This is a genomic window from Leclercia sp. LSNIH3, assembly GCF_002935105.1.
GTDB lineage: Bacteria > Pseudomonadota > Gammaproteobacteria > Enterobacterales > Enterobacteriaceae > Enterobacter > Enterobacter adecarboxylatus.
Map to the genome: position 1 here is coordinate 2,741,714 of NZ_CP026387.1, position 25,687 is coordinate 2,767,400.

Below are 25,687 nucleotides of genomic sequence, written 5' to 3' on the forward strand. Positions count from 1 at the left end.
AGCTGCCACCCGGCATGTTGATGCTTGCGCGAGCCTGGGGTTGCCATTTCGTTTGACCTTCATCACCAATTTGAACCGCCATTTCAATATTTAGCGCTTTTTGTGAGGCGCTTCACCCTCACTTTCCAGGCCATAGGCTAGTTTTTAGACGTTCAAAAATAAAACAACGTTCCGATACTTACCTCACTACCCTGGAGTTGACTCGATGAAAACGACCCTCAAGCCGTTGCTGGCCGCTCTGTGCCTGTCTGCTTTTGCTGCCTCTGTGTCGGCGCAAACCATTAAAGCCGCCGATGTCCATCCTGAAGGCTACCCGAACGTGGTGGCGGTGCAGCATATGGGTGAAAAACTCAAACAACAAACCGACGGCAAGCTGGAGATCAAAGTCTTCCCCGGCGGCGTGCTGGGTGATGAAAAGCAGATGATTGAGCAGGCGCAGATGGGCGCCATCGACATGATTCGCGTCTCCATGGCCCCGGTAGCGGCGATCCTGCCGGATATCGAAGTCTTTACGCTGCCCTACGTTTTCCGCGATGAAGACCACATGCACAAAGTGATCGACGGCGATATCGGTAAATCCATCGGTGAGAAGCTCACCGCCAACCCGAAATCACGGCTGGTGTTCCTCGGCTGGATGGACTCCGGCACCCGTAATCTGATCACCAAAAACCCCGTGGTGAAACCGGAAGATCTGAAAGGGATGAAAATCCGCGTCCAGGGCAGCCCGGTAGCGCTGGCCACGCTGAAAGATATGGGAGCCAACTCAGTGGCAATGGGAGTGAGTGAAGTGTACAGCGGCATGCAGACCGGCGTTATCGACGGGGCCGAGAACAACCCGCCAACCTTCATCGCCCACAACTACATGCCGGTCGCCAAAAACTACACCCTGAGCGGCCACTTTATCACCCCGGAAATGCTGCTCTACTCCAAAGTGAAATGGGACAAGCTGAGCGCCGACGAGCAGGAAAAGATTAAGACCCTGGCCCGTGAAGCACAGATGGAGCAGCGCAAACTGTGGCAGGAATATAACAGTCAGGCGCTGGAAAAAATGAAGGCCGGCGGCGTGCAGTTCCACGACATCGACAAGGCGGTCTTTATCAAAGCAACAGAGCCGGTGCGTGCCCAGTATGGCGACAAGCATCAGGATCTGATGAAAGCCATCGCTGACGTTAAGTAACCCGGAGTTTCTATGTCCGAACTTTATCTAAAGTGGATGGACCGTCTCTACCTGCTGGCGATGGCCATTGCCGGGCTGTCGCTGCTGGTGATGACCATTGTGATCCCGATTGGCATCTTTTCGCGCTACGTACTTAACCGCGGTGAGTCGTGGCCGGAGCCGATTGCCATTATCTGCATGGTGACTTTTACCTTTATCGGCGCGGCGGTGAGCTACCGCGCCGGCTCGCATATTGCGGTGAATATGCTCACTGACAGATTGCCGGCCTCACTGAAAACGTTCTGCGCGCGCATGGTGGATCTGCTCATGCTGGCGATCTCGGGCATCATGTTCTGGTACAGCTACCTGCTGTGCATTGAGCTCTGGGAGCAGCCGGTGGCGGAGTTCCCGATCCTGACCTCCGGCGAAAGTTATCTGCCGCTGCCGATCGGATCGGCGGTGTTAATCCTGTTTGTGCTTGAGCGTCTGATGTTTGGCTCTCAGGAACATCGCCCGGTCGTGCTGATCGGCAACCACAGTTAAGGGGTGAACAATGGATGCATTTGTTTTGTTATTCACCCTCGCCATTCTACTGGCGCTGGGGATGCCGGTGGCCTTTGCCGTCGGGTTAAGTGCGGTGGCCGGGGCGCTATGGATTGACCTGCCGCTGGAGGCGCTGATGATCCAAATTACCAGCGGGGTGAATAAATTTACCCTACTGGCGATCCCGTTCTTTATCCTGGCAGGGGCGATCATGGCAGAGGGGGGAATTGCCCGTCGGCTGGTGAACTTCGCCTATATCTTTGTCGGCTTTATTCGCGGCGGACTGTCGCTGGTGAATATCGTCGCCTCGACCTTTTTCGGTGCCATTTCTGGCTCGTCGGTGGCGGATACTGCTTCCATCGGGACCGTAATGATCCCGGAGATGGAGAAGAAGGGCTATCCGCGCGAATACGCGGCGGCAGTGACCGCCAGCGGCTCGGTGCAGGCGATTCTGATCCCGCCCAGCCATAACTCGGTGATCTACTCCCTGGCGGCAGGTGGTACGGTGTCGATTGCCACGCTGTTTATCGCGGGTGTGCTGCCGGGATTGATCCTTGGGTTAAGTCTGATGGTGCTGTGCCTGTGCTTTGCGCGCAAGCGGGGGTATCCAAAAGGTGAAAGAGTGCCTTTTAAACAGGCGCTGAAGATCTTCTTCGATGCCCTGTGGGGGCTGATGACGGTGGTGATCATTCTTGGCGGCATTTTGTCGGGGATCTTTACCGCAACGGAATCCGCCGCGGTCGCCTGCCTGTGGGCGTTCTTTGTCACCATGTTTATCTATCGCGACTACAAGTGGAATGAACTGCCGAAGCTGATGTGTCGCACGGTGAAGACGGTGACCATCGTGATGATTCTGATCGGCTTCGCAGCGGCATTTGGCGCGGTGATGACCTACATGCAGCTGCCGATGCGTATCACTGAGTTCTTCACTTCGCTGTCGGACAACAAGTACGTCATTCTGATGTACCTCAACATCATGCTGCTGCTGATTGGCACCCTGATGGACATGGCGCCGATCATCCTGATCCTGACGCCGGTGCTGCTGCCGGTGACCAATTCGCTGGGTATCGATCCGGTGCATTTCGGGATGATCATGATGGTGAACCTCGGGATCGGGCTGATTACCCCGCCGGTAGGATCGGTGCTGTTTGTTGCCAGTGCGGTGAGCAAGCAGAAGATTGAGGCAGTGGTGCGGGAGATGCTGCCGTTCTACGGCATGCTGCTGGTGGTGTTAGGGATGGTGACGTACATTCCGGCGATATCGCTATGGTTGCCGCGAATGTTAGGGATGCAGTGATGTGTGCGGCCTGATGCCCTCACCCCGTCCCTCTCCCACAGGGAGAGGGTGCAAACACTAAAAACGGCAACCAGGTTGCCGTTTTGCTTTTATTTTCGACGTAACAACCTGAGCGCGTTCGCCGTCACTAATACCGTCGCACCGGTATCCGCCAGCACCGCCAGCCATAATCCCGTCATACCCAGCAGGGTGGTCACCAGGAAAATCCCTTTCAACCCCAGCGCAATGGCGATGTTCTGCCGGATATTGGCCCGGGTGGCGCGGGCGAGGCTTATCATCTGCGCCAGCCCGGTCAGACGGTTGTGGGTAAGTGCGGCATCGGCGGTTTCGAGTGCCACGTCGGTGCCGCTGCCCATCGCGATACCGATCGTGGCCGCTTTCATTGCCGGGGCGTCATTAATCCCGTCTCCCACCATCGCCAGCGGCGTTTCCGCATTTAATGCTGACACCGCCTGCACTTTATCGGCAGGCAGCAGCCCCGCCCGGAAATCCAGCGCCAGCTCATCGGCAATGGCGGCGGCCGCGCGCGGGTTATCGCCGGTCAGGATCACCCCCTGGACCCCGAGCTGATGCAGAGCCTGCACAGCCTCTTTCGCGTCGTCCCGCAGGGTATCACGCAGCGCAACCAGGCCTTTTGCCTCGCCATCCTGAACAACCATCACCACCGTCTGCCCGGCCTGCTCCAGGGTAGCGAGTTGCGCCGCAAAATGCGGGGCAGGGAATTTATCCGCAGCGCAAATGAGCACTTTGCTGCCTGCAACCTCGGCTTCAATCCCCGACCCCATCAGCGCCCGCTGTGCGGTAGCTGCCGGAACCGTCAGCCCGCGGGACTGCGCTTCACGCACAATCGCCTGGGCCAGTGGGTGAGTGGAGCCTTGTTCAACCGCGGCGGCCAGCGCGAGCAGGTCCTGCTCGTGGATCTGGTATGGAAAAATACCCGTTACCTGCGGCTTGCCGACCGTCAGGGTGCCGGTTTTGTCGAACGCCACATGCTGCACCTGCGCCAGTTGCTCAAGCGCCGCGCCGCCTTTGATCAGCGCACCCCGCCGGGCTGCCGCCGCCAGCCCGGAGGTAATAGCCGCCGGGGTGGAGATCACCAGTGCGCACGGACAACCAATCAGCAGCAGGGTCAGCCCTTTGTAGATCCAGCCCGACCACGGCGCGCTGAACAGCAGCGGCGGCACCACGGCCACCAGCAGCGCAACCAGCATAATTGCCGGGGTATAGATGCGGCTGAAGCGGTCGATAAAGCGCTCCACCGGGGCGCGGCGCTCTTCTGCCTCTTCAATCAGCTTCAGGATCCGGTCGATAGCGCTGTCGCCCGGTTCCGACAGCACGGTCAGCTGCACCAGACGATCCACGCTGGTGGCCCCGGCAGGGACTTTTTCACCTGCCGCGCGATCGACCGGAATAGATTCCCCGGTCAGGGCGCTTTCATCAAAGCTGGCGGTGGCAGTGAGCAGCGTCCCGTCGGCGGGCAGGCGTCCCCCGGCGGCAACCTCAATCACATCCCCCGGGCGCAGCGCGGCGATGGGTACGGTTTTGCGCTCGCCCTGTATCACCTGAATGGCGGTTTCGGGCTTTAGCGCCATCAGCGCGCTGACGCCTTTACGCGCCCGGCTTGCCGCCCAGCCCTCGAGCTGTTCGCCAATTAAAAACAGCAGCAGAACCATCGCCGCTTCTGCCGTGGCACCGATAAACAGCGCCCCGATGGCGGCCACGCTCATCAGCGTTTCAATGGCGAACCAGCTGCCGCTTTTCATCAGGCGCAGCGCCTGACGGGCCACCGGCCATAGCCCCACCAGGGTGGTGGCGATAAAGGCAAGGTTACCGAGCGGAGGGTTGAACTGGGTCAGGATCCAGCTTACGCCCATCAACAGAACAAGAGTGATGAGCGGCAGGTTGTCGCGCAGGAGCGAGGTTTTTTCGACCGGAGCATGTTCATTGCGCAGCGTATAGCCCGCCTTGACGACTGCCGCTTCGACCTGGGCGCTGACGTTGCTGTCCGCATTCACCAGCAGTTTTTCGGTGGCAAACAGAACCTGAACGTGATGAACGCCCGCCACCTGCCTGACGGCAGTCTCGACTTTGCGGGCGCAGGCCGCACAGTCCATGCCGTTGACCACCCAGCTGTGGCGGTGGCCCTCGACGGGCTGTACGGTTTCGGCCTGTACAGAGCGGCAATCCGCCGCGCAGCAGGGCTCTTTAGCGGGAAGGGGGGCGAGCTTAAGCGCCGAAAACTGCGGCACTTTTTTGGGTATTTCTGGAGTCGACATGGCACTCTCCGGTAATGATAACTTTCTCATTAACCGAAGCATACACTCTGGAGTCGACTCCAGAGTCAAGCGCTATTTAAATATACAGCGAACGCACAATCAGGAAGTGCCCGGCGAAGTAGCACGCGGCGGCAATGGCGTTATCGGCGCGGAAGCGGCGGCGATAGTGGCTACCCAGCCAGACAATATTGCCCAGCAGCAACAGCGTGGCGCCGATGAAGGCCGACAGAGCCGGTGCCGTCGGACGGAAGAACCACAGTTCGCCCGCCAGCCAGACCATCACCAGCGTCATGGCGATAAAGGTACACACCGCCCAGCGCAGCTCCTCCAGACGCGACCAGATCACCGCAATCAACAGCGCACCAATCACCAGCAGCGCCAGCGGCAGCGGCCAGAAGAACGAAAGCGTCATCTGGCTGGCGAAGTAGATGGTATAGAGCAGGTGCGATAAGAAAAATGCCCCTACGGCATACAGCAGACGCTGACGCGGCAGCAGGGTCAGGGCATCACCGGCCAGTGACGCGCAAAGCCCGGCGAGCACCAGGTAGCTGATAGCATTAAACATTGGCGCCTGCCAGGCCAGCAGCAGGAGCAGTAACAAGGTGACGGGTTTAAACACCCAGCGCTGCCAGGCTGGACCACGGTAGGACGCATCGACATATAACCATGCGGAGAAACAGACAGCGATAAATGACCAAAGCATATTAAGTCCCTGTATCTGTTATTGTTGAATAAACAGTTTCACTTCAGTGTAGTGGTGCAGACGGGCCAATAGCAATGCACAGCGCGGCACGCTATTCTGATTTCAGCCTGGTCTTATAGGATGGTTCAATGAGCAAGATGCCGCTTTTTTTTATTATCGTGCTGGCAATCATCGTGATTGCCGCCTCGTTCCGCTTTGTGCAACAGCGCCGGGAAAAGGCGGATAACGACGCCGCTCCGCTGCTGCAAAAGCGCGTGGTGGTGAGCAATAAACGGGAAAAAGTGCTCAACGATCGTCGTTCACGACAGCAGCAGGTGACGCCTGCGGGCACCGCCATGCGCTATGAAGCGAGCTTTAAGCCGGAAAGCGGCGGTCTGGAGATGACTTTTCGCCTCGACGAGAAGCAGTACCATCAGCTAACGGTGGGGGATAAAGGAACGTTGAGCTACAAGGGATCGCATTTTGAGGGATTTAAGATCGCGCCGTGATTTTCTCCTGGAGAGGAAGCTCGATCGGTTCCCTCTCCCTATGGGAGAGGGTTAGGGTGAGGGCTTATTTCTTCGCCTGCGCCTTAAACTTATTCATCCACACCAGCAGCTCAAACACCCCAAAAATGAATACCCGCAGCTGCTGCCAGCCGGTCATCTTCGGGCCGTCTTTTGGCATACCGTTTTTCAGCATTACCATCTGCAGGGCATGCATAAACGAGGTAAAAATCAGCGCCACGTTGACGAAGATATTCATCGGCCGCGGGAAGGGGTGAACGAGGTTGAGCAGCAAAAATGCCCAGACCCCGATCATCAGCAAACGGCCCAGATTAATCAGTACCGGCATCAGTCTCTCCTTGTGATTGACGGTGATAAAGACGATAGGCGACCTGTCCGGCCACTTTTTCCCGGTGCAGATCCCAGTGGGCGGGCACCGGCGGTAAACCGTTCTCTACCTCACTCTCGACGTAGATTAGCGCATCTTCTGCCAGCCAGCCGTTGTTTTCCAGCAGCGTCAGCGTCTCTTCAAGCAGCCCTTTACGGAACGGCGGATCGACAAACACCACATCGTGCGGCGTGCCTGCCTGCGCAAGGAAGGCGAGGGCGTTAGTATTGACCACTTTGGCATTGGTCGCTTTCAGCGAGGCCAGGTTTTGCTGAAGCTGTTGGGAAACGCTGCGATCCATCTCCAGCAGCGTGGCGCTGGCGGCGTAGCGCGACAGGGCTTCAAGCCCAAGCGCGCCGCTTCCGGCGAAGCAGTCCAGGCAACGGGCATCTACCATTGAAGGTGCCAGCCAGTTAAACAGCGTTTCGCGCACGCGGTCGGTGGTGGGGCGCAGGCCGGGGCTATCCGGGACCGGCAGTTTACGGCCTCGCCACTGGCCGCCGATAATGCGTATCTGGCCCGCTGCGGCACGGTTGGGTTTCTTCATATCTTTGCTCGGGTACACCAACGGCCTGCGTTTGCAGGCGGTGATGTGCGTTAAGTTAAGTGATAAACTATTTCATCATTTTTTTAGCTTCCATGTATATAGCGCCAGTAATTAACCGCGAGGGGTGTAGTCGCAGATGGCAAAAGAGAAAAAACGTGGCTTCTTTTCCTGGCTGGGCTTTGGTCAAAAAGAGCAGGAAACTGAGCAGCAAAACGAAGAACAACAGATCGCCGAACAACAGCCCGCGGTTGTTGAACAGCCGCAGCCAGAAACCCCTGTTGAGACCGTCGCTGACGTAGAAGCAGAAACGCCTGCCCACAGCAAAGAAGAGACTGACGCCTTCGCTGAAGAGGTGGTTGAGGTTACTGAGCAGGTCCAGGAAAGCGAAAAACCGCAGCTGGTGGAGCCGGAGCCTGTGGCCGTGGAGCCGGAGCCTGTGGCCGTAGAGCCAGAGCCAGAACCGGTCGCCGCGGTAGTGGAAGAGAGTGTTGAGCCGGTCGCCGAGGTGGAACCACCGCAGGCGGTTGAACACGAAGAGTTACCCCTGCCGGAAGAGATCCTCAACGAGATTGAGGAAGCGATCCCGGAAGAGTACCTGCCAGAGACCGAGGTTGAAGAACCCATCAGCGATGAAGAGCTTGAAGCTCAGGCGCTGGCGGCCGCGGCGGCAGAAGAGGTGGTCGTCGTCGTCCCGGTAGCCGAAGAGGACGAACCGGTCGAAGAGATTGTCCAGGAGCAGGAAAAACCGACCAAAGAAGGTTTCTTCGCGCGCCTGAAACGCAGCCTGATCAAAACCAAAGAGAACCTAGGTTCAGGATTTATCAGTCTGTTCCGCGGCAAGAAAATCGACGATGATCTCTTTGAAGAGCTGGAAGAACAGCTGCTGATTGCCGACGTTGGCGTGGAAACCACCCGCAAAATCATCACCAGCCTGACGGAAAGCGCCAGCCGTAAACAGCTGCGCGACGCCGAGGCGCTGTATGGTTTGCTGAAAGAAGAGATGGGTGAAATTCTCGCAAAAGTTGACGAACCACTTAATATTGAAGGCAAAATGCCATTTGTTATTCTGATGGTTGGCGTTAACGGCGTGGGTAAAACCACCACCATCGGTAAGCTGGCGCGTCAGTTCGAACAGCAGGGCAAATCGGTGATGCTGGCCGCGGGTGATACCTTCCGTGCCGCCGCCGTAGAGCAGTTGCAGGTGTGGGGCCAGCGGAACAATATTCCGGTGATTGCCCAGCATACCGGGGCCGATTCTGCCTCTGTGATCTTTGACGCCATTCAGGCGGCCAAAGCGCGTAACGTTGATGTGCTGATTGCTGATACCGCAGGGCGTTTGCAGAATAAATCGCACCTGATGGAAGAGCTGAAGAAGATCGTCCGGGTGATGAAAAAGCTGGACGAAGATGCACCGCATGAAATTATGCTGACTATTGATGCCAGCACCGGGCAGAACGCCATCAGTCAGGCGAAGCTGTTCCATGAAGCGGTAGGGCTGACCGGCATTACGCTGACCAAGCTGGATGGCACCGCGAAAGGCGGGGTAATCTTCTCGGTGGCGGATCAGTTCGGGATCCCTATTCGTTACATCGGTGTTGGCGAACGTATCGAAGATTTACGTCCGTTTAAATCGGGCGACTTTATTGAGGCACTTTTTGCCCGAGAGGATTAACAATGATTCGCTTTGAACACGTCAGCAAGGCCTATCTCGGTGGGAGACAAGCGCTGCAGGGGATTAACTTCCATCTGCAGCCGGGCGAGATGGCATTCCTGACCGGCCACTCCGGCGCGGGGAAAAGTACCCTGCTCAAGCTTATCTGTGGGATCGAACGGCCCAGCGCCGGGAAAATCTGGTTTAGCGGCCACGACATCAGCCGTCTTAAAAACCGCGAAGTGCCGTTTCTGCGTCGGCAGATCGGCATGATTTTCCAGGATCACCATCTGCTGATGGACCGCACGGTATTCGACAACGTGGCAATCCCGCTGATTATTGCGGGTGCCAGCGGGGATGATATTCGTCGTCGCGTGTCGGCGGCGCTGGATAAGGTCGGGCTGCTGGACAAAGCGAAGAACTTTCCTATCCAGCTCTCCGGCGGTGAACAGCAGCGTGTAGGCATTGCCCGCGCGGTGGTAAACAAGCCAGCGGTGCTGCTGGCGGATGAACCTACCGGTAACCTGGACGACGCCCTTTCCGAAGGGATCCTGCGTCTGTTTGAGGAGTTTAACCGCGTTGGGGTGACGGTACTGATGGCGACGCACGACATGGGGCTTATCTCCCGTCGTTCGTACCGCATGCTGACGTTGAGCGACGGTCATTTGCACGGAGGCTTCGGTGAATAAGCGTGATGCAATAAACCAGATGCGGCAGTTTGGCAGCAAGCTCGACCGTTTTCGTAAATCGGCGGGCGGCCCGGGTGACGGCAACCGCAATGCGCCGAAGCGCAGCAAATCCGCGCCAAAACCCAACTCGCGCAAAACCAATGTGTTTAACGAGCAGGTGCGGTACGCCTTCCAGGGTGCGCTGCAGGATCTGAAAAGCAAACCGCTTGCCACCTTCCTGACGGTGATGGTGATTGCCATCTCCCTGACCCTGCCCAGCGTCTGTTACATGGTCTACAAAAACGTTAACCAGGCGGCGTCGCAGTACTATCCATCCCCGCAGATCACCGTCTATCTCGACAAAGCGCTCGATGATAACGCGGCGGCGCAGGTGGTGGGGCAGCTACAGGCCGAGCAGGGCGTTGAGAAGGTCAATTACCTGTCGCGGGATGAGGCGTTAGGCGAATTCCGTAACTGGTCCGGGTTTGGCGGCGCGCTGGATATGCTGGAGGAGAACCCCCTGCCTGCGGTGGCGGTGGTGATCCCGAAACTGGATTTCCAGGGCACCGAATCGCTGAACACCCTGCGCGATCGCGTCTCCCGTATCAACGGGATCGATGAGGTGCGCATGGACGATAGCTGGTTTGCCCGTCTGACGGCGCTTACCGGCCTGGTCGGGCGCGTGGCGGCGATGATTGGCGTGCTGATGGTCGCGGCGGTGTTCCTCGTTATCGGCAACAGCGTGCGGTTGAGCATCTTTGCCCGTCGCGACACCATTAACGTGCAGAAGCTGATCGGCGCAACCGACGGTTTTATCCTGCGTCCGTTCCTTTATGGCGGCGCACTGCTCGGTTTTTCCGGCGCATTTCTTTCACTGATATTGTCAGAAATTTTGGTGATGCGTCTTTCCGCAGCGGTCACCGATGTAGCGCAGGTTTTTGGAACTAAGTTTAATATCAGTGGGTTAGCCTTTGATGAATGCCTGTTATTGCTACTGGTATGCTCCATGATCGGCTGGATTGCAGCATGGTTAGCAACCGTGCAACATTTACGTCACTTTACCCCTGACTAAAAAATCTCTGGTATAATCTTTCCCTGCATTGAGAATCGCTATGCAGGGAAAGAGTCCCCTGTTGTCTCTTACCCGCATAATCATCCCCGTGTCACATTTTGTGCGTAATTTATTCACAGTTTCACTCGGAACTTGTGGATAAAATCACTGTCTGATAAAAGAGTGAATGATATTCTCGTTGCTCATTAATTCTGGCATGTTCGTTGCCTGATGGGGACAAACCGCCGCCAGAAAGAATCGATTGAGAGGAATGAATGACCAAAGAAATGCAAACTTTAGCTTTAGCCCCTGTTGGTAACCTGGAATCTTACATCCGGGCCGCTAACACCTGGCCGATGTTGACGGCTGAGGAAGAAAAGGAGCTTGCTGAGAAGCTGCATTACCAGGGCGATCTGGAAGCAGCTAAGACGCTGATCCTGTCTCACCTGCGCTTTGTTGTTCACGTTGCTCGAAACTATGCGGGCTACGGCCTGCCGCAGGCTGACCTGATTCAGGAAGGCAACATCGGCCTGATGAAGGCGGTGCGTCGCTTCAACCCGGAAGTGGGTGTGCGTCTGGTCTCCTTCGCCGTGCACTGGATCAAAGCGGAAATCCACGAATATGTGCTGCGTAACTGGCGTATCGTGAAGGTCGCAACCACTAAAGCACAGCGCAAACTGTTCTTTAACCTGCGTAAAACCAAGCAGCGTCTGGGCTGGTTTAACCAGGACGAAGTGGAAATGGTTGCCCGCGAACTGGGTGTTTCCAGCAAAGACGTGCGCGAGATGGAATCCCGAATGGCCGCGCAGGACATGACTTTTGATATGTCCTCTGACGACGATGCGTCAGACAGCCAGCCGATGGCTCCGGTCCTGTATCTCCAGGATAAGTCGTCCAACTTTGCCGATGGCATTGAAGACGATAACTGGGAAGAGCAGGCTGCGAACAAGCTGACTTACGCGATGGAAGGCCTTGACGAGCGTAGCCAGGATATTATCCGTGCCCGCTGGCTGGACGAAGACAACAAGTCCACCCTGCAGGAGCTGGCCGACCGCTACGGCGTCTCCGCTGAACGTGTGCGTCAGCTTGAGAAAAACGCCATGAAAAAACTTCGCGCCGCTATCGAAGCGTAATTCTCGCGAAGTGACCCGATAACCCCTGGATGAGAATCCGGGGGTTTTGTTTTTTTAGCGCCCTTTATGGCGAATTCCCTCCTCCTGGCAAACCCTTACCATTGTGTTGTGCGCTGACTCGTTAAAGCCTCCTATACCTTATATACATTTCAAAATAGCTATTCCAAATAGATAAAAATGGGGTATGTTTTAGCAGAGTATGCTGAAAAGGCGCGCACGGCAGACGCATAATCGAAATAAAGCGCCATAAAACAACATCACAACAAACACAATAACCATCACAATGGGGATTCTCAGGATGAATATGAAGGGCAAAGCCTTACTGGCAGGATGTATCGCGTTGGCGTTCAGCACCATGGCTCAGGCTGACATCAAAGTGGCCGTGGTTGGCGCAATGTCCGGTCCGGTAGCGCAATACGGCGACCAGGAGTTTACTGGCGCAGAACAAGCTGTTGCCGATATTAATGCCAAAGGCGGCATCAAAGGCGAAAAGCTGCAAATCGTAAAATATGATGATGCCTGCGACCCGAAACAAGCGGTTGCGGTAGCGAACAAAGTCGTGAATGACGGCATCAAATACGTTATCGGCCACCTGTGCTCCTCTTCCACACAGCCTGCGTCTGACATCTACGAAGACGAAGGTATTCTGATGATCACCCCTGCTGCCACCGCGCCGGAACTGACCGCCCGTGGTTATAAAATGGTGTTGCGTACCACTGGCCTGGACTCTGACCAGGGACCAACGGCAGCGAAATATATCGTTGATAAAGTGAAGCCAAAGCGTATTGCCATTGTTCATGACAAGCAGCAGTACGGCGAAGGTCTGGCGCGTTCTGTGCAGGACAACCTGAAAAAATCCAATGCTAACGTGGTGTTCTTCGACGGTATCACCGCCGGTGAGAAAGATTTCTCTACCATGGTGGCACGTCTGAAGAAAGAGAATATCGATTTCGTCTACTACGGCGGCTACCACCCGGAGATGGGTCAGCTCCTGCGTCAGGCGCGTGCAGCCGGTCTGAAAACTCAGTTCATGGGGCCAGAAGGAGTGGCGAACGTGTCACTGTCTAACATTGCCGGTGAATCAGCGGAAGGCCTGCTGGTGACCAAACCGAAGAACTACGATCAGGTTCCTGCGAACAAACCGATCGTGGATGCGATCAAAGCCAAGAAACAAGATCCAAGCGGCGCATTCGTGTGGACCACCTACGCCGCGCTGCAAACCCTGCAAGCAGGCCTGAATCAGTCAGCTGAACCGGCTGAAATCGCCACCTGGCTGAAAGCGAACTCTGTCGAGACCGTGATGGGGCCGCTGTCATGGGATGAGAAGGGTGACCTGAAAGGCTTCGAGTTCGGCGTATTCGACTGGCATGCTAACGGCACGGCGACCGACGCTAAATAACGCATTATGCCCGGCGAACCGCCGGGCATTTTCGTTTTACCATCCGCCGCCGCCGCCTCCTCCGGAACCGCCACCGGACGATCCTCCACCAGAAGAGCCAGAACCGCTAGAACCGGATAATGAGATGCGAACGGGAGGATTTGCCGAGCTGGAATAACATGCCTTGCTGAAATGATGAATGCTCCCCCAACTGACGCTGGAAAAGGCCTCTGACGCGGCCCCGGTCTTGCTCAGATACGTGGAAAAGGTGTTAGCCCAGGTTTTACCTACGTCGAGCGCCAGGGCAGCAGGCAGCAGATTTTCATAATGGGCGATCATCTGCTCAGGGGGATAAAGCACCTCGAAGCGGTGCTTTTCAGCTGTTTTCAGATAGCGTTTTAGCCCTTTGGCGACAGCTAAATCCGTTAGCCCGCGTTGGGTATAACGGGGTGTTTTCCAGCCAACGAATAGACAGAGCACGATCGCGGTCAGTAATGCGCCGGAGTAGCCGGCAGGATGGCGGATGGCCGGTTCGACACCGAACAGAAAAAGCCAACTTCCTATAAGGTTGGCGGGACAGCCTAAGAGAGCAAAAATCACTGTATTAGGCCACCAGTCGCGGCCGGTCTTCAGCGGGTTAAGCAAACATTTCAGCAAAAACGTCAGCAGCGAAAGGCCCACAGCCAAAAATAACAGAGATGGAATGGTGTACAGCGCTATTTCGGGATCAAACCAGACGCCACATACCACCGGCACCAGCATCGCGATAGCGATGCAATGACACAGGGGTTTACACCATTTTCGAAATAGTGCTGGTCGCTGCGCCTCACACCGTTTTTCTAACTCCTTAAGTGCGTTTTGCATTAGCTTTTGATGGGCCTGGCTGAGATTAATAGTCTTGCGTTTACCGCTAAACAGTATGCTCAGTAGCTGTTTATCGTTGGCATCCAGCCGGGGGTTTCCTTCAACAAACGATCGGGATAACCACTGCTCAGCCCCGTTATCTGCATGCCACGGGTCGGCGGGTTTGTTCTGACTGCTGGTGAGGGTTGCGCCCCGTCTGGCTACCAGTTGAAGAATATCGCTGCTGAATGCGACATCATCATATTGACGCCGGGTAATAAAGCGCAGATAGCCCGGCGACAGGGTAGCAGGCAGCGAATAGAGCGGCACGACCGGTGGCATTGTCAGCCCTGCGGCGGTCACGTTCTTACGCCACCACAACAGGTAATAACCGATCAGCAGCAACGGGAGCCAGATTAGGCTGGTTTGCTGCGTGGGTAATAATAGATGTACCAGTGGCAAGGAGGCTTCTGGTTTAGGGGCGCTGGCCAGAATATCGCGGGGCCACGTATAGACGACGGTCAGCCCCTCTCCACGGCTGAGAGGACGTGTGGTCTGCACATCGCCATTAGCCAGTATCTCTGCGTGCTGTTCTTTTGCCCCTGCCACACCCGTATAGACGTCAATGGAGCGTAGCCTGGCGTCCCTGCCGTCCCCGTTCAGATGACTGCCGTCCGGCAACTCCAGGTGAAAGCTGGCCTTGTCAACAGGCCAGGCCCAGTCATTGCCCGTCACGTTCCAGTACAGTTCATCCCATTCCGGGAAGCGGCTGAAATGGTTGCTGACCTGATAGCGGATCTCATAGTTATAGATACCCGGTTTCAGGAGCCGTTCGCCGCTGCCAATACGGATGGTTACTGATTTTTCTGCATCATCGATGCTGTAGGGTTCATTGATACCATCGCGTAAAACCGATTTAACCCTGTAGTCAACGCGAAAAATTTTGCCGTCCTGTCGGTTCCAGGAAAGCGGCAGCGTGCGGAATATCCCGCGACGGATCTCATTTCCCTGAGCCAGCACCTCAATATTTTCCTGCACCTCCATGCTGCCGTCCGCGTTAAAACGCGCCCGGGCGTGGAAAGAGAGAATATGTTCATAAGCTGGCGCTAAACGGGACTGGTTGTGAGGGACGGCAGGAGAGGCGCTGACGATCCCATCAGGTGCAAGAGCGGCAATAAAAAACAGCAGCAATCCAGAAATCAGCACCTTCCACCCTGGCAGAACGGACATAATATCACTCCATCTGTGGCGCTTTGGCTTCTGCCGGATTATCAAGTTCGAAGAACTCTTGCGCTTTGAAATTAAACAGACGGGCCAGTAGCAGGCTGGGAAAGGATTCCACCAGGATATTAAAATCACGCACCGTGCCGTTGAAATAGCGGCGGGCCAGCTGGAGCGACTCTTCTATTTCGCTAACGGATTGTTGTAAGGCGATAAAATTTTCGCTGGCTTTCAGTTCCGGCCAGGCTTCCGCCACGGCGAAGAACCGCCCCAGCATACCAGCGTAGTGCCGCTCGCGATCGGCGATCTCACGGGGATTGCCCGTCAGATCGCTACGCTGACGTGCTATCTCTTCCAGCAACGATTTTTCGTGCAGGGCGTAGCGTTTCGCCAGGCTTAACAGGTTGGGCGCCAGATCGTGACGGCGCTTGAGCTGAACGGCAATGCCGCTCCAGGCTTCGTCTTTAAAGCGACGCAGGGAGATAAAGCGGTTGTAGGTGATTACCGCCCAGATGAGAATGGCGGCAATGGCCGCCAGTGCTATATACATTTCCATATGCTGAATTCCTGATCATCATGATCCTGTAGAGACTCCTGCATCATACTTCACGCTATGAGTAGCGTAAACTCAGGGGGCTAGCGCATTACTGTTTTACCCAGCCATTTTCCTGCGCCGTAAACCCCAGCGCCTGCATAAAGGCTGCCATCACGCCCCGGTCTTCCACGCCGACATCCGCCATCCACCACGAGGTTACGCTCGGGTTATCGCGTATCACTTCTTCAATCAAATACTGCCCCACGCCGCGACGGCGGGTGACTTCACGCACGCGCAGGGAGTCCAGCGCGCCTTGCGTACCGCTCAGCGTCACCCGCACCGCGCCTAATAGCCGTTCGTTAAAGCGCGCTGCATAAATACGGTGTGTTTCATCAACGGTAAGTGAGGAGGGGGAATATTCCGGCCAGATCTTGTTGAGGTCGATGTGATCCTGGTCGCTAAAGTTCTCCAGACGGTGGATGGTCAGTTTCATTAGCTGCTTGTCCAAATCAAAAAGAGTGCGGGCAGTGTACTCAATTTATTCTGTCAGACGCTTCCACTTTTTAAACCCATTCTCTAGCTGATTACTTTTTTAGCGTTACGTTGCGTAGTCTTAAAACGCAGGGATCGAAAAATAACCAGAATTTTAACCTAAAAGGTAGCGTTTTATTCGGCGCTTTGTACCGTTATTTTATGCTGCAACTCGCGCTTTTATTTGTTTATCTCTGTCTGTTTTCAGAATATTATCTTTGCTTAATCGCCTGAAATATAGAGATTTTAGTCTGGTTTTTAGTAAAAAACTGCGCTAAACCATTAAAGGCAATAGCAAAAGTTGCGTTGTTTAATAAAAGTACAGAATGCTTTTTAACCATAATAAAACAAAATATATACATCACGTCACGAATGGGGATTCCTGGATGAGAATGAACGCGAAAACATTAGTCGCGGGGATGGTTGCACTGGCGATCTCACATACCGCTGCGGCGGACGATATTAAAGTTGCCATTGTTGGTGCGCTGTCCGGCCCTGTTGCCCAGTGGGGCGATATGGAGTTCAACGGCGCGCGCCAGGCCATTAAAGACATCAACGCCAAAGGCGGTATTAAAGGCGACAAACTGGTCGGCGTGGAATATGACGATGCCTGCGACCCGAAACAAGCCGTCGCCGTCGCCAACAAAATTGTTAACGATGGTATTCAGTATGTGATTGGCCATCTCTGCTCCTCCTCCACACAGCCTGCGTCCGATATCTATGAAGACGAAGGCATCCTGATGATTACGCCAGGCGCCACTAACCCTGAGCTGACCCAGCGCGGCTATCAGTACATCATGCGTACCGCCGGTCTGGACTCCTCTCAGGGACCAACGGCGGCGAAGTACATCATCGACAGCGTCAAGCCGCAGCGTATCGCCATCATTCACGATAAGCAGCAGTACGGCGAAGGGCTGGCCCGTTCGGTGCAGGATGGCCTGAAAAAAGGCGGCGCGAACGTGGTCTTCTTTGACGGCATCACTGCAGGCGAGAAAGATTTCTCGGCGCTGCTGGCGCGTCTGCAAAAAGAGAACATCGACTTCGTTTACTACGGTGGCTACTACCCGGAAATGGGCCAGATGCTGCGTCAGGCACGCGCTGTCGGTCTGAAAACCCAGTTTATGGGGCCGGAAGGGGTAGGTAACGCCTCGCTGTCGAACATTGCCGGCGACGCGGGTGAGGGCATGCTGGTGACGATGCCAAAACGCTATGACCAGGATCCGGCTAACGCTGCTATCGTCGACGCCCTGAAAGCGGAGAAGAAAGACGCGAGCGGTCCGTACGTCTGGATCACCTATGCCGCCGTACAATCTCTGGCGACTGCCATGGATCGTACCGGCAGCAAAGCACCGCAGGATCTGATTAAAGATTTAAAAGCACACGGGGCAAACACCGTGATTGGGCCGCTGAACTGGGACGAGAAAGGCGATCTGAAGGGATTTGAGTTTGGTGTCTTTAAGTGGCACGCCGACGGTTCATCCTCGGTCGCCAAATAATCATTATCCCACCGCCCGGCATGACCGGGCGGGACTAGAAAGGTTATCTTATGTCCGAGCAGTTTCTCTATTTTTTGCAGCAGATGTTTAACGGCGTCACGCTGGGAAGCACCTACGCACTGATCGCCATCGGCTACACGATGGTGTATGGCATTATCGGCATGATCAACTTCGCCCACGGCGAGGTGTACATGATCGGCAGTTATGTCTCCTTTATGATTATCGCCGCGCTGATGATGATGGGGATCGACAGCAGCTGGCTGCTGGTGGCCGCCGGGTTTGTCGGGGCGATTATCATTGCCAGCGCCTATGGCTGGAGTATCGAACGGGTGGCCTATCGCCCGGTGCGTAGCTCCAAGCGCCTGATCGCGCTGATCTCCGCAATCGGTATGTCCATTTTCCTGCAAAACTACGTCAGCCTGACCGAAGGGTCACGCGACGTGGCGCTGCCAAGCCTGTTCAACGGCCAGTGGATTGTTGGCGCGAGCGAGAACTTCTCGGCGTCGATTACCACCATGCAGCTGGTGATCTGGATTGTCACCTTTGTCGCCATGCTGGCGCTGACCCTTTTCATCCGTTACTCCCGTATGGGCCGCGCCTGCCGCGCCTGCGCGGAAGACCTGAAAATGGCGAGCCTGCTCGGCATCAACACCGACCGCGTGATCGCTCTGACCTTCGTGATTGGGGCGGCGATGGCGGCGGTAGCGGGGGTATTGCTCGGTCAGTTCTACGGCGTAATTAACCCGTACATCGGCTTTATGGCCGGGATGAAAGCCTTTACCGCAGCCGTTCTGGGCGGTATCGGCAGTATTCCGGGTGCAATGATCGGCGGCCTGATCCTGGGCGTGGCCGAAGCGCTCTCCTCTGCCTACCTGAGTACCGAATATAAAGATGTGGTCTCCTTCGCCCTGCTGATTCTGGTCCTGCTGGTCATGCCTACCGGTATTTTGGGTCGTCCGGAGGTAGAGAAAGTATGAAACCGATGCATTTTGCAATGGCGCTGCTCTCGGCAGCGATGTTCTTCGTGCTGGCGAGCGTCTTCATGGGCGTTCAGCTGGAGCTGAGCGGCACTAAGCTGGTTGTGGATTCCGCGGCGGATATCCGCTGGCAGTGGGTCTTTGTGGGCACTGCGGTGGTCTTTTTCTTCCAGGTGCTGCGTCCTGTTTTCCAGAAGACACTGAAAAGCGTCTCCGGGCCGAAGTTTGTATTGCCTGCGATTGACGGCTCCACCGTTAAACAGAAGCTGTTCCTCGTGGCGCTGCTGGTGGCTGCTGTAGCATGGCCATTCATGGTGTCACGCGGCACGGTGGATATCGCCACCCTGACCATGATTTACGTGATCCTCGGTCTTGGTCTGAACGTGGTGGTGGGTCTGTCTGGCCTGCTGGTGCTGGGCTATGGCGGTTTCTACGCCATCGGCGCTTACACCTTTGCCCTGCTGAACCACTATTACGGCCTCGGCTTCTGGACCTGTCTGCCGCTGGCGGGGCTGGTCTCTGCCGCAGCGGGCTTCCTGCTCGGCTTCCCGGTGCTGCGCCTGCGCGGCGACTATCTGGCGATTGTGACCTTAGGCTTCGGCGAAATCGTCCGTATCCTGCTGCTTAACAATACCGAAGTGACCGGTGGTCCGAACGGTATCAGCCAGATCCCGAAACCGACCTTCTTCGGCCTGGAGTTCAGCCGTTCTGCACGTGAAGGCGGCTGGGATACCTTCAGCAACTTCTTTGGCATTAAGTACGACCCGTCCGACCGCGTGATTTGGCTCTACCTGGTGGCGCTGCTGCTGGTGGTCATCACCCTGTTCGTGATTAACCGTCTGCTGCGTATGCCGCTGGGCCGTGCGTGGGAAGCGCTGCGTGAAGATGAGATCGCCTGTCGTTCCCTGGGTCTGAACCCGACCCGCATCAAGCTGACCGCCTTTACCATCAGCGCCGCGTTTGCCGGTTTCGCTGGCACGCTGTTCGCCGCGCGTCAGGGCTTCGTCAGCCCGGAATCCTTCACCTTCGCCGAATCTGCTTTCGTGCTGGCGATTGTGGTGCTGGGTGGGATGGGGTCGCAGTTCGCGGTGATCCTCGCGGCTATCCTGCTGGTGGTCTCCCGCGAGCTGATGCGTGACTTTAACGAGTACAGCATGCTGATGCTGGGTGGTTTGATGGTACTGATGATGATCTGGCGTCCGCAGGGCTTGCTGCCGATGACCCGTCCACAGCTGAAACTGAAAAACGGGCAAGCGAAAGGAGAGCAGGCATGAGTCAGCCATTATTATCCGTTAACGGCCTGATGATGCGTTTTGGCGGCCTGCTGGCGGTCAACAACGTGTCGCTGGATCTGCATCAAAAAGAGATCGTTTCCCTGATTGGCCCGAACGGCGCGGGTAAAACCACGGTGTTCAACTGTCTGACCGGCTTCTATAAGCCGACGGGCGGCACCATTATGCTGGGTGATAAACATCTGGAAGGGCTGCCGGGCCAGCAGATTGCCCGCATGGGCGTGGTGCGTACCTTCCAGCACGTGCGTCTGTTCCGTGAGATGACGGTGATTGAGAACCTGCTGGTGGCACAGCATCAGCAGCTCAAAACCGGGCTGTTTTCCGGCCTGCTGAAAACCCCGGCCTTCCGCCGGGCGCAGGATGAAGCGCTGGATCGCGCCGCCACCTGGCTCGACCGCATCGGCCTGCTGCAACACGCTAACCGTCAGGCCAGCAATCTGGCCTACGGCGACCAGCGTCGTCTGGAGATTATCCGCTGCATGGTGACGCAGCCGCAGATCCTGATGCTCGACGAACCGGCTGCGGGCCTCAACCCGAAAGAGACCAAAGAGCTGGACGAGCTGATTGTCGAGCTGCGTAACCATCACGACACCACTATCCTGCTGATTGAGCATGATATGAAGCTGGTGATGGGCATTTCGGACCGCATTTACGTGGTGAACCAGGGCACGCCGCTGGCGAACGGTACGCCGGAAGAGATTCGCAACAACCCGGACGTGATCCGCGCATACCTGGGTGAGGCATAAGATGGATAAAGTGATGTTATCTTTTGACAAGGTTAATGCCCACTACGGCAAGATCCAGGCCCTGCACGACGTCAGCCTGCACATCAACCAGGGAGAGATTGTGACCCTGATTGGTGCCAACGGCGCGGGCAAAACCACGCTGCTGGGCACCCTGTGTGGCGACCCGCGCGCCACCAGCGGGCGTATCGTCTTTGATGGTAAAGACATTACCGACTGGCAGACCGCCAAAATCATGCGTGAAGCCGTGGCGATTGTCCCGGAAGGGCGTCGCGTATTCTCACGTATGACGGTGGAAGAGAACCTGGCGATGGGCGGCTTCTTTGCCGAGCGCGAACAGTTCCAGACCCGTATTAAACGGGTGTATGACCTGTTCCCACGCCTGTTTGAGCGTCGTATTCAGCGGGCGGGCACCATGTCCGGCGGGGAACAGCAGATGCTGGCGATCGGCCGCGCGCTGATGAGCCAGCCGCGTCTGCTGCTGCTCGACGAACCTTCGCTCGGGCTGGCACCCATTATCATTCAGCAGATCTTCGACACCATCGAGCAGTTACGTAGCGAAGGGATGACCATCTTCCTCGTGGAGCAAAACGCCAACCAGGCGCTAAAGCTCGCGGATCGCGGCTACGTGCTGGAGAATGGCCGGGTGGTGCTGGAAGATACCGGCGACGCGCTGCTGGCGAACGAAGCCGTCAGAAGCGCTTACCTCGGCGGATAGTAAAAGCAAAAAGGCAACGTAAGTTGCCTTTTTTAATGTTTGCTCCCTCTCCCTGTGGGAGAGGGCCGGGGTGAGGGCAACGGGCCGCACAAGGTACAAGCAAAAGGCAACGCACGTTGCCTTTTCAGTGTTTTCTCTCTCTCCCTGTGGGAGACGGCCGGGGTGAGGGCAACGGGCCGCACAAGGTAGAAGCAAAAGGCAACGCACGTTGCCTTTTTAGTGTTTTCTCCCTCTCCCTGTGGGAGGGGGCCGGGGTGAGGGCAACGGGCCGCATCCAACCCCTTCACACAACCATCATCCCCCTGACGCCTTGTTGTCATATCACTGTAAACAAACGGTTATTTTTCTGTCATTCGAGCATGTCATGTTACCTCGCGAGCACAAAACGCGTGATATCGCGCATCCGGCACAATAAGAGAGATGACAATGACATCGTTACGACACACAGCTTTGGGTCTGGCAATGGGTCTGGCTTTTGCGACTAACGCAATGGCCGTCACCACTATTCCGTTCTGGCATTCCATGGAAGGGGAGTTGGGTAAAGAAGTTGACTCCCTGGCGCAGCGTTTCAACGACACCCACCCGGATTACAAAATTGTGCCGGTGTACAAAGGTAACTATGAGCAGAGCCTGAGCGCCGGTATCGCCGCGTTCCGTACCGGCAACGCCCCGGCGCTGTTACAGGTTTACGAAGTGGGCACCGCCACCATGATGGCCTCCAAAGCCATTAAGCCGGTGTACGAAGTGTTTAAAGACGCGGGCATTAACTTCGACGAATCCCAGTTCGTGCCAACGGTCTCCGGCTACTACACCGACTCCAAATCCGGTCATCTGCTTTCTCAGCCGTTTAACAGCTCCACCCCGGTGCTGTACTACAACAAAGACGCCTTCAAGAAAGCCGGTTTAGACCCGGAGCAGCCGCCGAAAACCTGGCAGGATCTGGCGGCGTACACGGCCAAACTGAAAGCCGCAGGCATGAAGTGTGGCTACGCCAGCGGCTGGCAGGGCTGGATCCAGATCGAGAACTTCAGCGCCTGGCACGGCCAGCCGGTCGCCACCGAAAATAACGGTTTCAACGGCACCAACGCGGTACTGGAGTTCAACAAGCCAGAGCAGGTGAAGCATATTGCTCTGCTGCAAGAGTTGAACAAGAAGGGCGATTTCAGCTACTTCGGGCGTAAAGACGAATCCACCGAGAAGTTCTACAACGGCGATTGCGCGATTACTACCGCCTCTTCCGGCTCGCTGGCGGATATCCGTCACTACGCCAAATTCAACTACGGGGTGGGCATGATGCCGTACGACGCCGACTCGAAAGGCGCGCCGCAGAACGCCATCATCGGCGGGGCCAGCCTGTGGGTAATGCAGGGCAAAGACAACACGACCTATAAAGGCGTGGCAGAGTTCCTCGACTTCCTGGCGAAGCCAGAAAACGCAGCCGAATGGCACCAGAAGACCGGCTACCTGCCGATCACCAAAGCCGCGTATGACCTGACCCGCGAGCAGGGCTTCTATGACAAGAATCCGGGTGCGGATATCGCCACGCGTCAGATGCTGAACAAGCCACCATTGCCGTACACCAAAGGCCTGCGCCTGGGCAACATGCCGCAGATCCGTACCATTGTGGACGAAGAGCTGGAGAGCGTGTGGACCGGTAAAAAATCGCCACAGCAGGCGCTGGATGCCGCAGTAGAGCGTGGTAACCAGCTGCTGCGCCGCTTTGAGCAGTCGACGAAGTCTTAATTAAAACCTTACCCCTCACCCTAACCCTCTCCCCAGAGGGGAGAGGGGACGGTAGGGAGCTGTCTTTTCTCCCTTGCCCTTTTGGGGAAAGGGGACGGTGCGGAGGCATCTTTTTCTCCCTTGCCCTTTTGGAGAGAGAGGACTGCACGGAGCCGTCTTTTCTCCCTCGCCGCTTTGGAGAGAGGGGACTGCACGGAGCCGTCTTTTCTCCCTTGCCGCTTCGGAGAGAGGTGACTGCACGGAGCCGTCTTTTCTCCCTCGCCGCTTCGGAGAGAGAGGACTGCACGGAGCCGTCTTTTCTCCCTGGCCGCTTTGGAGAGAGGGGACTGCACGGAGCCGTCTTTCTCCCTTGCCGCTTTGGAGAGAGAAGACTGCACGGAGCCGTCTTTTCTCCTTCGCCGCTTCGGAGAGAGAGGACTGCACGGAGCCGTCTTTTCTCCCTTGCGGCTTTGGAGAGAGAAGACTGCACGGAGCCGTCTTTTCTCCCTCGCCCCTTTGGGGAGAGGGCCGGGGTGAGGGGTATGTTTTGTAGGCCGGGTAAGGCGTAGCCGCCACCCGGCATTGTTCAGGAATCGAATATCAATGTCCTCATCCCGTCCGGTGTTCCGCTCCCGCTGGCTACCCTATTTGCTGGTCGCGCCGCAACTGGTGATCACCGTAATCTTCTTTATCTGGCCTGCGGGCGAAGCGCTGTGGTATTCGGTACAAAGCGTTGATCCGTTTGGGCTATCCAGCCAGTTTGTCGGCCTGGATAACTTCGCTGCCCTGTGGCACGACAGCTATTACATCGACGCCTTCTGGACGACGATCAAATTCAGCACCCTGGTCACCGTCAGCGGCCTTCTCGCTTCGCTGTTCTTCGCCGCGCTGGTGGATTACGTGGTGCGCGGCAGCCGTCTGTACCAGACCCTGATGTTACTGCCCTACGCTGTGGCCCCCGCGGTCGCTGCCGTACTGTGGATCTTCCTCTTTAACCCTGGCCGCGGGTTGATCACCCACTTCCTTGGCGAGTTCGGCTATGACTGGAACCACGCCCAGCACAGCGGCCAGGCGATGTTTCTGGTGGTGTTCGCGTCGGTATGGAAGCAGATCAGCTACAACTTCCTGTTCTTCTTCGCCGCCCTGCAATCCATCCCGCGCTCGCTGGTGGAAGCCGCCGCGATTGACGGCGCAGGCCCGGTTCGCCGCTTCTTTAAGCTGGCGCTGCCGCTGATCGCGCCGGTGAGTTTCTTCCTGTTAGTGGTCAACCTGGTGTACGCCTTCTTCGACACCTTCCCGGTGATCGATGCGGCCACCGCAGGCGGCCCGGTGCAGGCCACCACAACGCTTATCTATAAGATCTACCGCGAAGGTTTCGCCGGTCTGGATCTCTCGGCCTCTGCCGCCCAGTCGGTGGTGCTGATGTTCCTCGTCATCATCCTCACGGTGGTGCAGTTCCGCTATGTCGAAAGTAAGGTGCGCTACCAATGATTGAGAACCGTCGCGGGCTGACGATTTTCAGCCACACCATGCTGATCCTGGGGATCGTCGTCATCCTGTTCCCGCTGTATGTGGCCTTTGTCGCCGCCACGCTGGATCGCAACGCCATATTTGAAACCCCGATGACGCTGATCCCCGGCGGCCATCTGTTCGAGAACATGGCGACCATCTGGACCCAGGGCGTGGGGGCGAACAGCGCCCCGTTCTGGCTGATGATGCTCAACAGCTTCATCATGGCGTTCGGCATTACGGTGGGCAAAATCACGGTGTCGATGCTTTCAGCCTTCGCCATCGTCTGGTTCCGCTTTCCGCTGCGTAACCTGTTCTTCTGGATGATCTTTATCACCCTGATGCTGCCGGTGGAGGTGCGTATCTTCCCGACGGTGGAGGTGATCGCCAACCTCGGCATGCTCGACAGCTATGCGGGCTTAACCCTGCCGCTGATGGCCTCGGCTACCGCCACCTTCCTGTTCCGTCAGTTCTTTATGACCCTGCCGGACGAGTTGATTGAGGCGGCGCGTATCGACGGTGCCTCGCCGATGCGCTTCTTCCGTGACATCGTGCTGCCGCTATCGAAAACCAACCTGGCGGCGCTGTTTGTCATCACCTTTATCTACGGCTGGAACCAGTACCTGTGGCCGCTGCTGATTATCCAGGACGTCAACCTCGGCACCGCCGTGGCGGGCATCAAAGGCATGATCGCCACTGGCGAAGGCACCACCCTCTGGAACCAGGTGATGGCGGCGATGCTGCTCACCCTTATCCCACCCGTAGTCATTGTTTTAGCCATGCAGCGCGCGTTTGTCCGCGGCCTGGTCGATAGCGAGAAATAA

Annotated in this window: 24 protein-coding genes; 17 read left to right on the forward strand and 7 right to left on the reverse strand. The window is 56.5% G+C overall.

The annotated features are described in order from the left end of the window. Positions 1-205: 205 nt before the first annotated feature. Genes C3F35_RS13235 through C3F35_RS13245 form a run of 3 tightly spaced genes read left to right on the forward strand, consistent with a single transcriptional unit; the run spans position 206 to position 2,996 of the window. Positions 206-1,177 carry a TRAP transporter substrate-binding protein gene (locus C3F35_RS13235; protein ID WP_032614960.1) on the forward strand — a complete coding sequence of 324 codons (972 nt, stop codon included), beginning with the start codon at positions 206-208 and terminating at the stop codon, positions 1,175-1,177. 12 nt (positions 1,178-1,189) lie between these two features. Beyond that, positions 1,190-1,699, forward strand: a complete 510-nt coding sequence (locus C3F35_RS13240) for a TRAP transporter small permease (protein ID WP_059307025.1) — start codon at positions 1,190-1,192, stop codon at positions 1,697-1,699. A gap of 10 nt (positions 1,700-1,709) precedes the next feature. Next, positions 1,710-2,996, forward strand: coding sequence for a TRAP transporter large permease (locus C3F35_RS13245; protein ID WP_103793268.1), 1,287 nt, complete (start codon positions 1,710-1,712; stop codon positions 2,994-2,996). An 89-nt stretch (positions 2,997-3,085) separates the two neighbouring features. On the opposite strand, the gene zntA is transcribed toward C3F35_RS13245, so the two are convergent. Together zntA and C3F35_RS13255 are read right to left on the reverse strand one after the other, a co-directional pair. Further along, the gene (gene zntA, locus C3F35_RS13250) at positions 3,086-5,272 is read right to left on the reverse strand and encodes a Zn(II)/Cd(II)/Pb(II) translocating P-type ATPase ZntA (protein ID WP_103793267.1); all 2,187 of its coding nucleotides are present in this window, start codon (positions 5,270-5,272) and stop codon (positions 3,086-3,088) included. Between the two features lie 76 nt (positions 5,273-5,348). After that, the gene (locus tag C3F35_RS13255) at positions 5,349-5,975 is read right to left on the reverse strand and encodes a lysoplasmalogenase (protein ID WP_032614952.1); all 627 of its coding nucleotides are present in this window, start codon (positions 5,973-5,975) and stop codon (positions 5,349-5,351) included. A gap of 128 nt (positions 5,976-6,103) precedes the next feature. On the opposite strand from C3F35_RS13255, the gene C3F35_RS13260 reads away from it, so the two are divergent. After that, positions 6,104-6,463: a DUF2500 domain-containing protein gene (locus C3F35_RS13260; protein WP_103793266.1), complete on the forward strand. Its 360-nt coding sequence runs from the start codon at positions 6,104-6,106 to the stop codon at positions 6,461-6,463. A gap of 64 nt (positions 6,464-6,527) precedes the next feature. On the opposite strand, the gene C3F35_RS13265 is transcribed toward C3F35_RS13260, so the two are convergent. Together C3F35_RS13265 and rsmD are read right to left on the reverse strand one after the other, a co-directional pair. Beyond that, the gene (locus C3F35_RS13265) at positions 6,528-6,809 is read right to left on the reverse strand and encodes a DUF1145 family protein (RefSeq protein ID WP_032614948.1); all 282 of its coding nucleotides are present in this window, start codon (positions 6,807-6,809) and stop codon (positions 6,528-6,530) included. Next, positions 6,793-7,395: a 16S rRNA (guanine(966)-N(2))-methyltransferase gene (gene rsmD / locus C3F35_RS13270; protein WP_032614946.1), complete on the reverse strand. Its 603-nt coding sequence runs from the start codon at positions 7,393-7,395 to the stop codon at positions 6,793-6,795. The genes C3F35_RS13265 and rsmD overlap by 17 nt, the downstream gene beginning before the upstream one ends. 136 nt (positions 7,396-7,531) lie before the next feature. Here rsmD and ftsY point away from each other — a divergent pair, with 136 nt between their 5' ends. The 5 genes from ftsY to C3F35_RS13295 all read left to right on the forward strand — a co-directional run bounded on the left by ftsY (position 7,532) and on the right by C3F35_RS13295 (position 13,297). Further along, a complete protein-coding gene (ftsY, locus tag C3F35_RS13275) occupies positions 7,532-9,067 on the forward strand; it encodes a signal recognition particle-docking protein FtsY (protein WP_103793265.1) in 1,536 nt (511 codons plus the stop codon). Between the two features lie 2 nt (positions 9,068-9,069). Next, complete coding sequence (gene ftsE, locus C3F35_RS13280; protein WP_032614942.1) at positions 9,070-9,735, forward strand: cell division ATP-binding protein FtsE; 666 nt, start codon at positions 9,070-9,072, stop codon at positions 9,733-9,735. Further along, positions 9,728-10,786 carry a permease-like cell division protein FtsX gene (gene ftsX, locus C3F35_RS13285; RefSeq protein WP_059307030.1) on the forward strand — a complete coding sequence of 353 codons (1,059 nt, stop codon included), beginning with the start codon at positions 9,728-9,730 and terminating at the stop codon, positions 10,784-10,786. Before ftsE ends, ftsX begins: the two co-directional genes overlap by 8 nt. A 254-nt stretch (positions 10,787-11,040) precedes the next feature. Continuing rightward, complete coding sequence (gene rpoH / locus C3F35_RS13290; RefSeq protein ID WP_032614938.1) at positions 11,041-11,898, forward strand: RNA polymerase sigma factor RpoH; 858 nt, start codon at positions 11,041-11,043, stop codon at positions 11,896-11,898. Between the two features lie 298 nt (positions 11,899-12,196). Continuing rightward, entirely contained in the window at positions 12,197-13,297 is a 1,101-nt protein-coding gene (locus tag C3F35_RS13295) for a branched-chain amino acid ABC transporter substrate-binding protein (RefSeq protein WP_077227699.1), read from the forward strand. Between the two features lie 36 nt (positions 13,298-13,333). On the opposite strand, the gene C3F35_RS13300 is transcribed toward C3F35_RS13295, so the two are convergent. The 3 genes from C3F35_RS13300 to panM all read right to left on the reverse strand — a co-directional run bounded on the left by C3F35_RS13300 (position 13,334) and on the right by panM (position 16,368). After that, positions 13,334-15,349 carry a DUF2207 domain-containing protein gene (locus C3F35_RS13300; protein WP_032614934.1) on the reverse strand — a complete coding sequence of 672 codons (2,016 nt, stop codon included), beginning with the start codon at positions 15,347-15,349 and terminating at the stop codon, positions 13,334-13,336. Between the two features lie 4 nt (positions 15,350-15,353). Further along, positions 15,354-15,896 (reverse strand): LemA family protein, encoded by a 543-nt coding sequence (locus C3F35_RS13305; protein ID WP_032614932.1) that lies wholly within the window; start codon positions 15,894-15,896, stop codon positions 15,354-15,356. Between the two features lie 88 nt (positions 15,897-15,984). Beyond that, entirely contained in the window at positions 15,985-16,368 is a 384-nt protein-coding gene (gene panM, locus C3F35_RS13310) for an aspartate 1-decarboxylase autocleavage activator PanM (RefSeq protein WP_032614930.1), read from the reverse strand. A gap of 424 nt (positions 16,369-16,792) precedes the next feature. On the opposite strand from panM, the gene livK reads away from it, so the two are divergent. The 8 genes from livK to ugpE all read left to right on the forward strand — a co-directional run bounded on the left by livK (position 16,793) and on the right by ugpE (position 25,687). Next, a complete protein-coding gene (gene livK / locus C3F35_RS13320) occupies positions 16,793-17,902 on the forward strand; it encodes a high-affinity branched-chain amino acid ABC transporter substrate-binding protein LivK (protein ID WP_103793264.1) in 1,110 nt (369 codons plus the stop codon). 50 nt (positions 17,903-17,952) lie between these two features. Then, positions 17,953-18,879, forward strand: a complete 927-nt coding sequence (gene livH / locus C3F35_RS13325) for a high-affinity branched-chain amino acid ABC transporter permease LivH (RefSeq protein ID WP_032614924.1) — start codon at positions 17,953-17,955, stop codon at positions 18,877-18,879. Then, the gene (locus C3F35_RS13330; RefSeq protein ID WP_032614922.1) at positions 18,876-20,153 is read left to right on the forward strand and encodes a high-affinity branched-chain amino acid ABC transporter permease LivM; all 1,278 of its coding nucleotides are present in this window, start codon (positions 18,876-18,878) and stop codon (positions 20,151-20,153) included. The genes livH and C3F35_RS13330 overlap by 4 nt, the downstream gene beginning before the upstream one ends. Beyond that, positions 20,150-20,917: a high-affinity branched-chain amino acid ABC transporter ATP-binding protein LivG gene (gene livG / locus C3F35_RS13335; protein WP_032614920.1), complete on the forward strand. Its 768-nt coding sequence runs from the start codon at positions 20,150-20,152 to the stop codon at positions 20,915-20,917. The genes C3F35_RS13330 and livG overlap by 4 nt, the downstream gene beginning before the upstream one ends. Before the next feature lies 1 nt (position 20,918). Next, positions 20,919-21,632 (forward strand): high-affinity branched-chain amino acid ABC transporter ATP-binding protein LivF, encoded by a 714-nt coding sequence (livF, locus tag C3F35_RS13340; RefSeq protein ID WP_072250910.1) that lies wholly within the window; start codon positions 20,919-20,921, stop codon positions 21,630-21,632. 426 nt (positions 21,633-22,058) lie between these two features. Continuing rightward, entirely contained in the window at positions 22,059-23,375 is a 1,317-nt protein-coding gene (gene ugpB / locus C3F35_RS13345; protein ID WP_059307031.1) for a sn-glycerol-3-phosphate ABC transporter substrate-binding protein UgpB, read from the forward strand. 582 nt (positions 23,376-23,957) lie between these two features. Beyond that, the gene (gene ugpA, locus C3F35_RS13355; protein WP_032614907.1) at positions 23,958-24,845 is read left to right on the forward strand and encodes a sn-glycerol-3-phosphate ABC transporter permease UgpA; all 888 of its coding nucleotides are present in this window, start codon (positions 23,958-23,960) and stop codon (positions 24,843-24,845) included. Further along, on the forward strand, positions 24,842-25,687 hold the full coding sequence (gene ugpE / locus C3F35_RS13360) for a sn-glycerol-3-phosphate ABC transporter permease UgpE (RefSeq protein ID WP_059307032.1): 846 nt from the start codon (positions 24,842-24,844) through the stop codon (positions 25,685-25,687). Before ugpA ends, ugpE begins: the two co-directional genes overlap by 4 nt.

Excerpts from the sequence above, each read along its gene's own strand:
- rpoH (WP_032614938.1), top strand. The coding sequence starts at position 11,041 with ATGACCAAAGAAATGCAAACTTTAGCTTTAGCCCCTGTTGGTAACCTG.
- rsmD (WP_032614946.1), bottom strand. The coding sequence starts at position 7,395 with ATGAAGAAACCCAACCGTGCCGCAGCGGGCCAGATACGCATTATCGGC.
- ftsY (WP_103793265.1), top strand. The coding sequence starts at position 7,532 with ATGGCAAAAGAGAAAAAACGTGGCTTCTTTTCCTGGCTGGGCTTTGGT.
- C3F35_RS13300 (WP_032614934.1), bottom strand. The coding sequence starts at position 15,349 with ATGTCCGTTCTGCCAGGGTGGAAGGTGCTGATTTCTGGATTGCTGCTG.
- livH (WP_032614924.1), top strand. The coding sequence starts at position 17,953 with ATGTCCGAGCAGTTTCTCTATTTTTTGCAGCAGATGTTTAACGGCGTC.
- C3F35_RS13240 (WP_059307025.1), top strand. The coding sequence starts at position 1,190 with ATGTCCGAACTTTATCTAAAGTGGATGGACCGTCTCTACCTGCTGGCG.
- zntA (WP_103793267.1), bottom strand. The coding sequence starts at position 5,272 with ATGTCGACTCCAGAAATACCCAAAAAAGTGCCGCAGTTTTCGGCGCTT.
- panM (WP_032614930.1), bottom strand. The coding sequence starts at position 16,368 with ATGAAACTGACCATCCACCGTCTGGAGAACTTTAGCGACCAGGATCAC.
- ugpE (WP_059307032.1), top strand. The coding sequence starts at position 24,842 with ATGATTGAGAACCGTCGCGGGCTGACGATTTTCAGCCACACCATGCTG.
- livG (WP_032614920.1), top strand. The coding sequence starts at position 20,150 with ATGAGTCAGCCATTATTATCCGTTAACGGCCTGATGATGCGTTTTGGC.
- livK (WP_103793264.1), top strand. The coding sequence starts at position 16,793 with ATGAGAATGAACGCGAAAACATTAGTCGCGGGGATGGTTGCACTGGCG.
- C3F35_RS13265 (WP_032614948.1), bottom strand. The coding sequence starts at position 6,809 with ATGCCGGTACTGATTAATCTGGGCCGTTTGCTGATGATCGGGGTCTGG.
- ugpA (WP_032614907.1), top strand. The coding sequence starts at position 23,958 with ATGTCCTCATCCCGTCCGGTGTTCCGCTCCCGCTGGCTACCCTATTTG.
- ugpB (WP_059307031.1), top strand. The coding sequence starts at position 22,059 with ATGACATCGTTACGACACACAGCTTTGGGTCTGGCAATGGGTCTGGCT.
- C3F35_RS13330 (WP_032614922.1), top strand. The coding sequence starts at position 18,876 with ATGAAACCGATGCATTTTGCAATGGCGCTGCTCTCGGCAGCGATGTTC.
- C3F35_RS13295 (WP_077227699.1), top strand. The coding sequence starts at position 12,197 with ATGAATATGAAGGGCAAAGCCTTACTGGCAGGATGTATCGCGTTGGCG.
- C3F35_RS13235 (WP_032614960.1), top strand. The coding sequence starts at position 206 with ATGAAAACGACCCTCAAGCCGTTGCTGGCCGCTCTGTGCCTGTCTGCT.
- C3F35_RS13245 (WP_103793268.1), top strand. The coding sequence starts at position 1,710 with ATGGATGCATTTGTTTTGTTATTCACCCTCGCCATTCTACTGGCGCTG.
- C3F35_RS13255 (WP_032614952.1), bottom strand. The coding sequence starts at position 5,975 with ATGCTTTGGTCATTTATCGCTGTCTGTTTCTCCGCATGGTTATATGTC.
- ftsE (WP_032614942.1), top strand. The coding sequence starts at position 9,070 with ATGATTCGCTTTGAACACGTCAGCAAGGCCTATCTCGGTGGGAGACAA.
- livF (WP_072250910.1), top strand. The coding sequence starts at position 20,919 with ATGGATAAAGTGATGTTATCTTTTGACAAGGTTAATGCCCACTACGGC.
- C3F35_RS13260 (WP_103793266.1), top strand. The coding sequence starts at position 6,104 with ATGAGCAAGATGCCGCTTTTTTTTATTATCGTGCTGGCAATCATCGTG.
- C3F35_RS13305 (WP_032614932.1), bottom strand. The coding sequence starts at position 15,896 with ATGGAAATGTATATAGCACTGGCGGCCATTGCCGCCATTCTCATCTGG.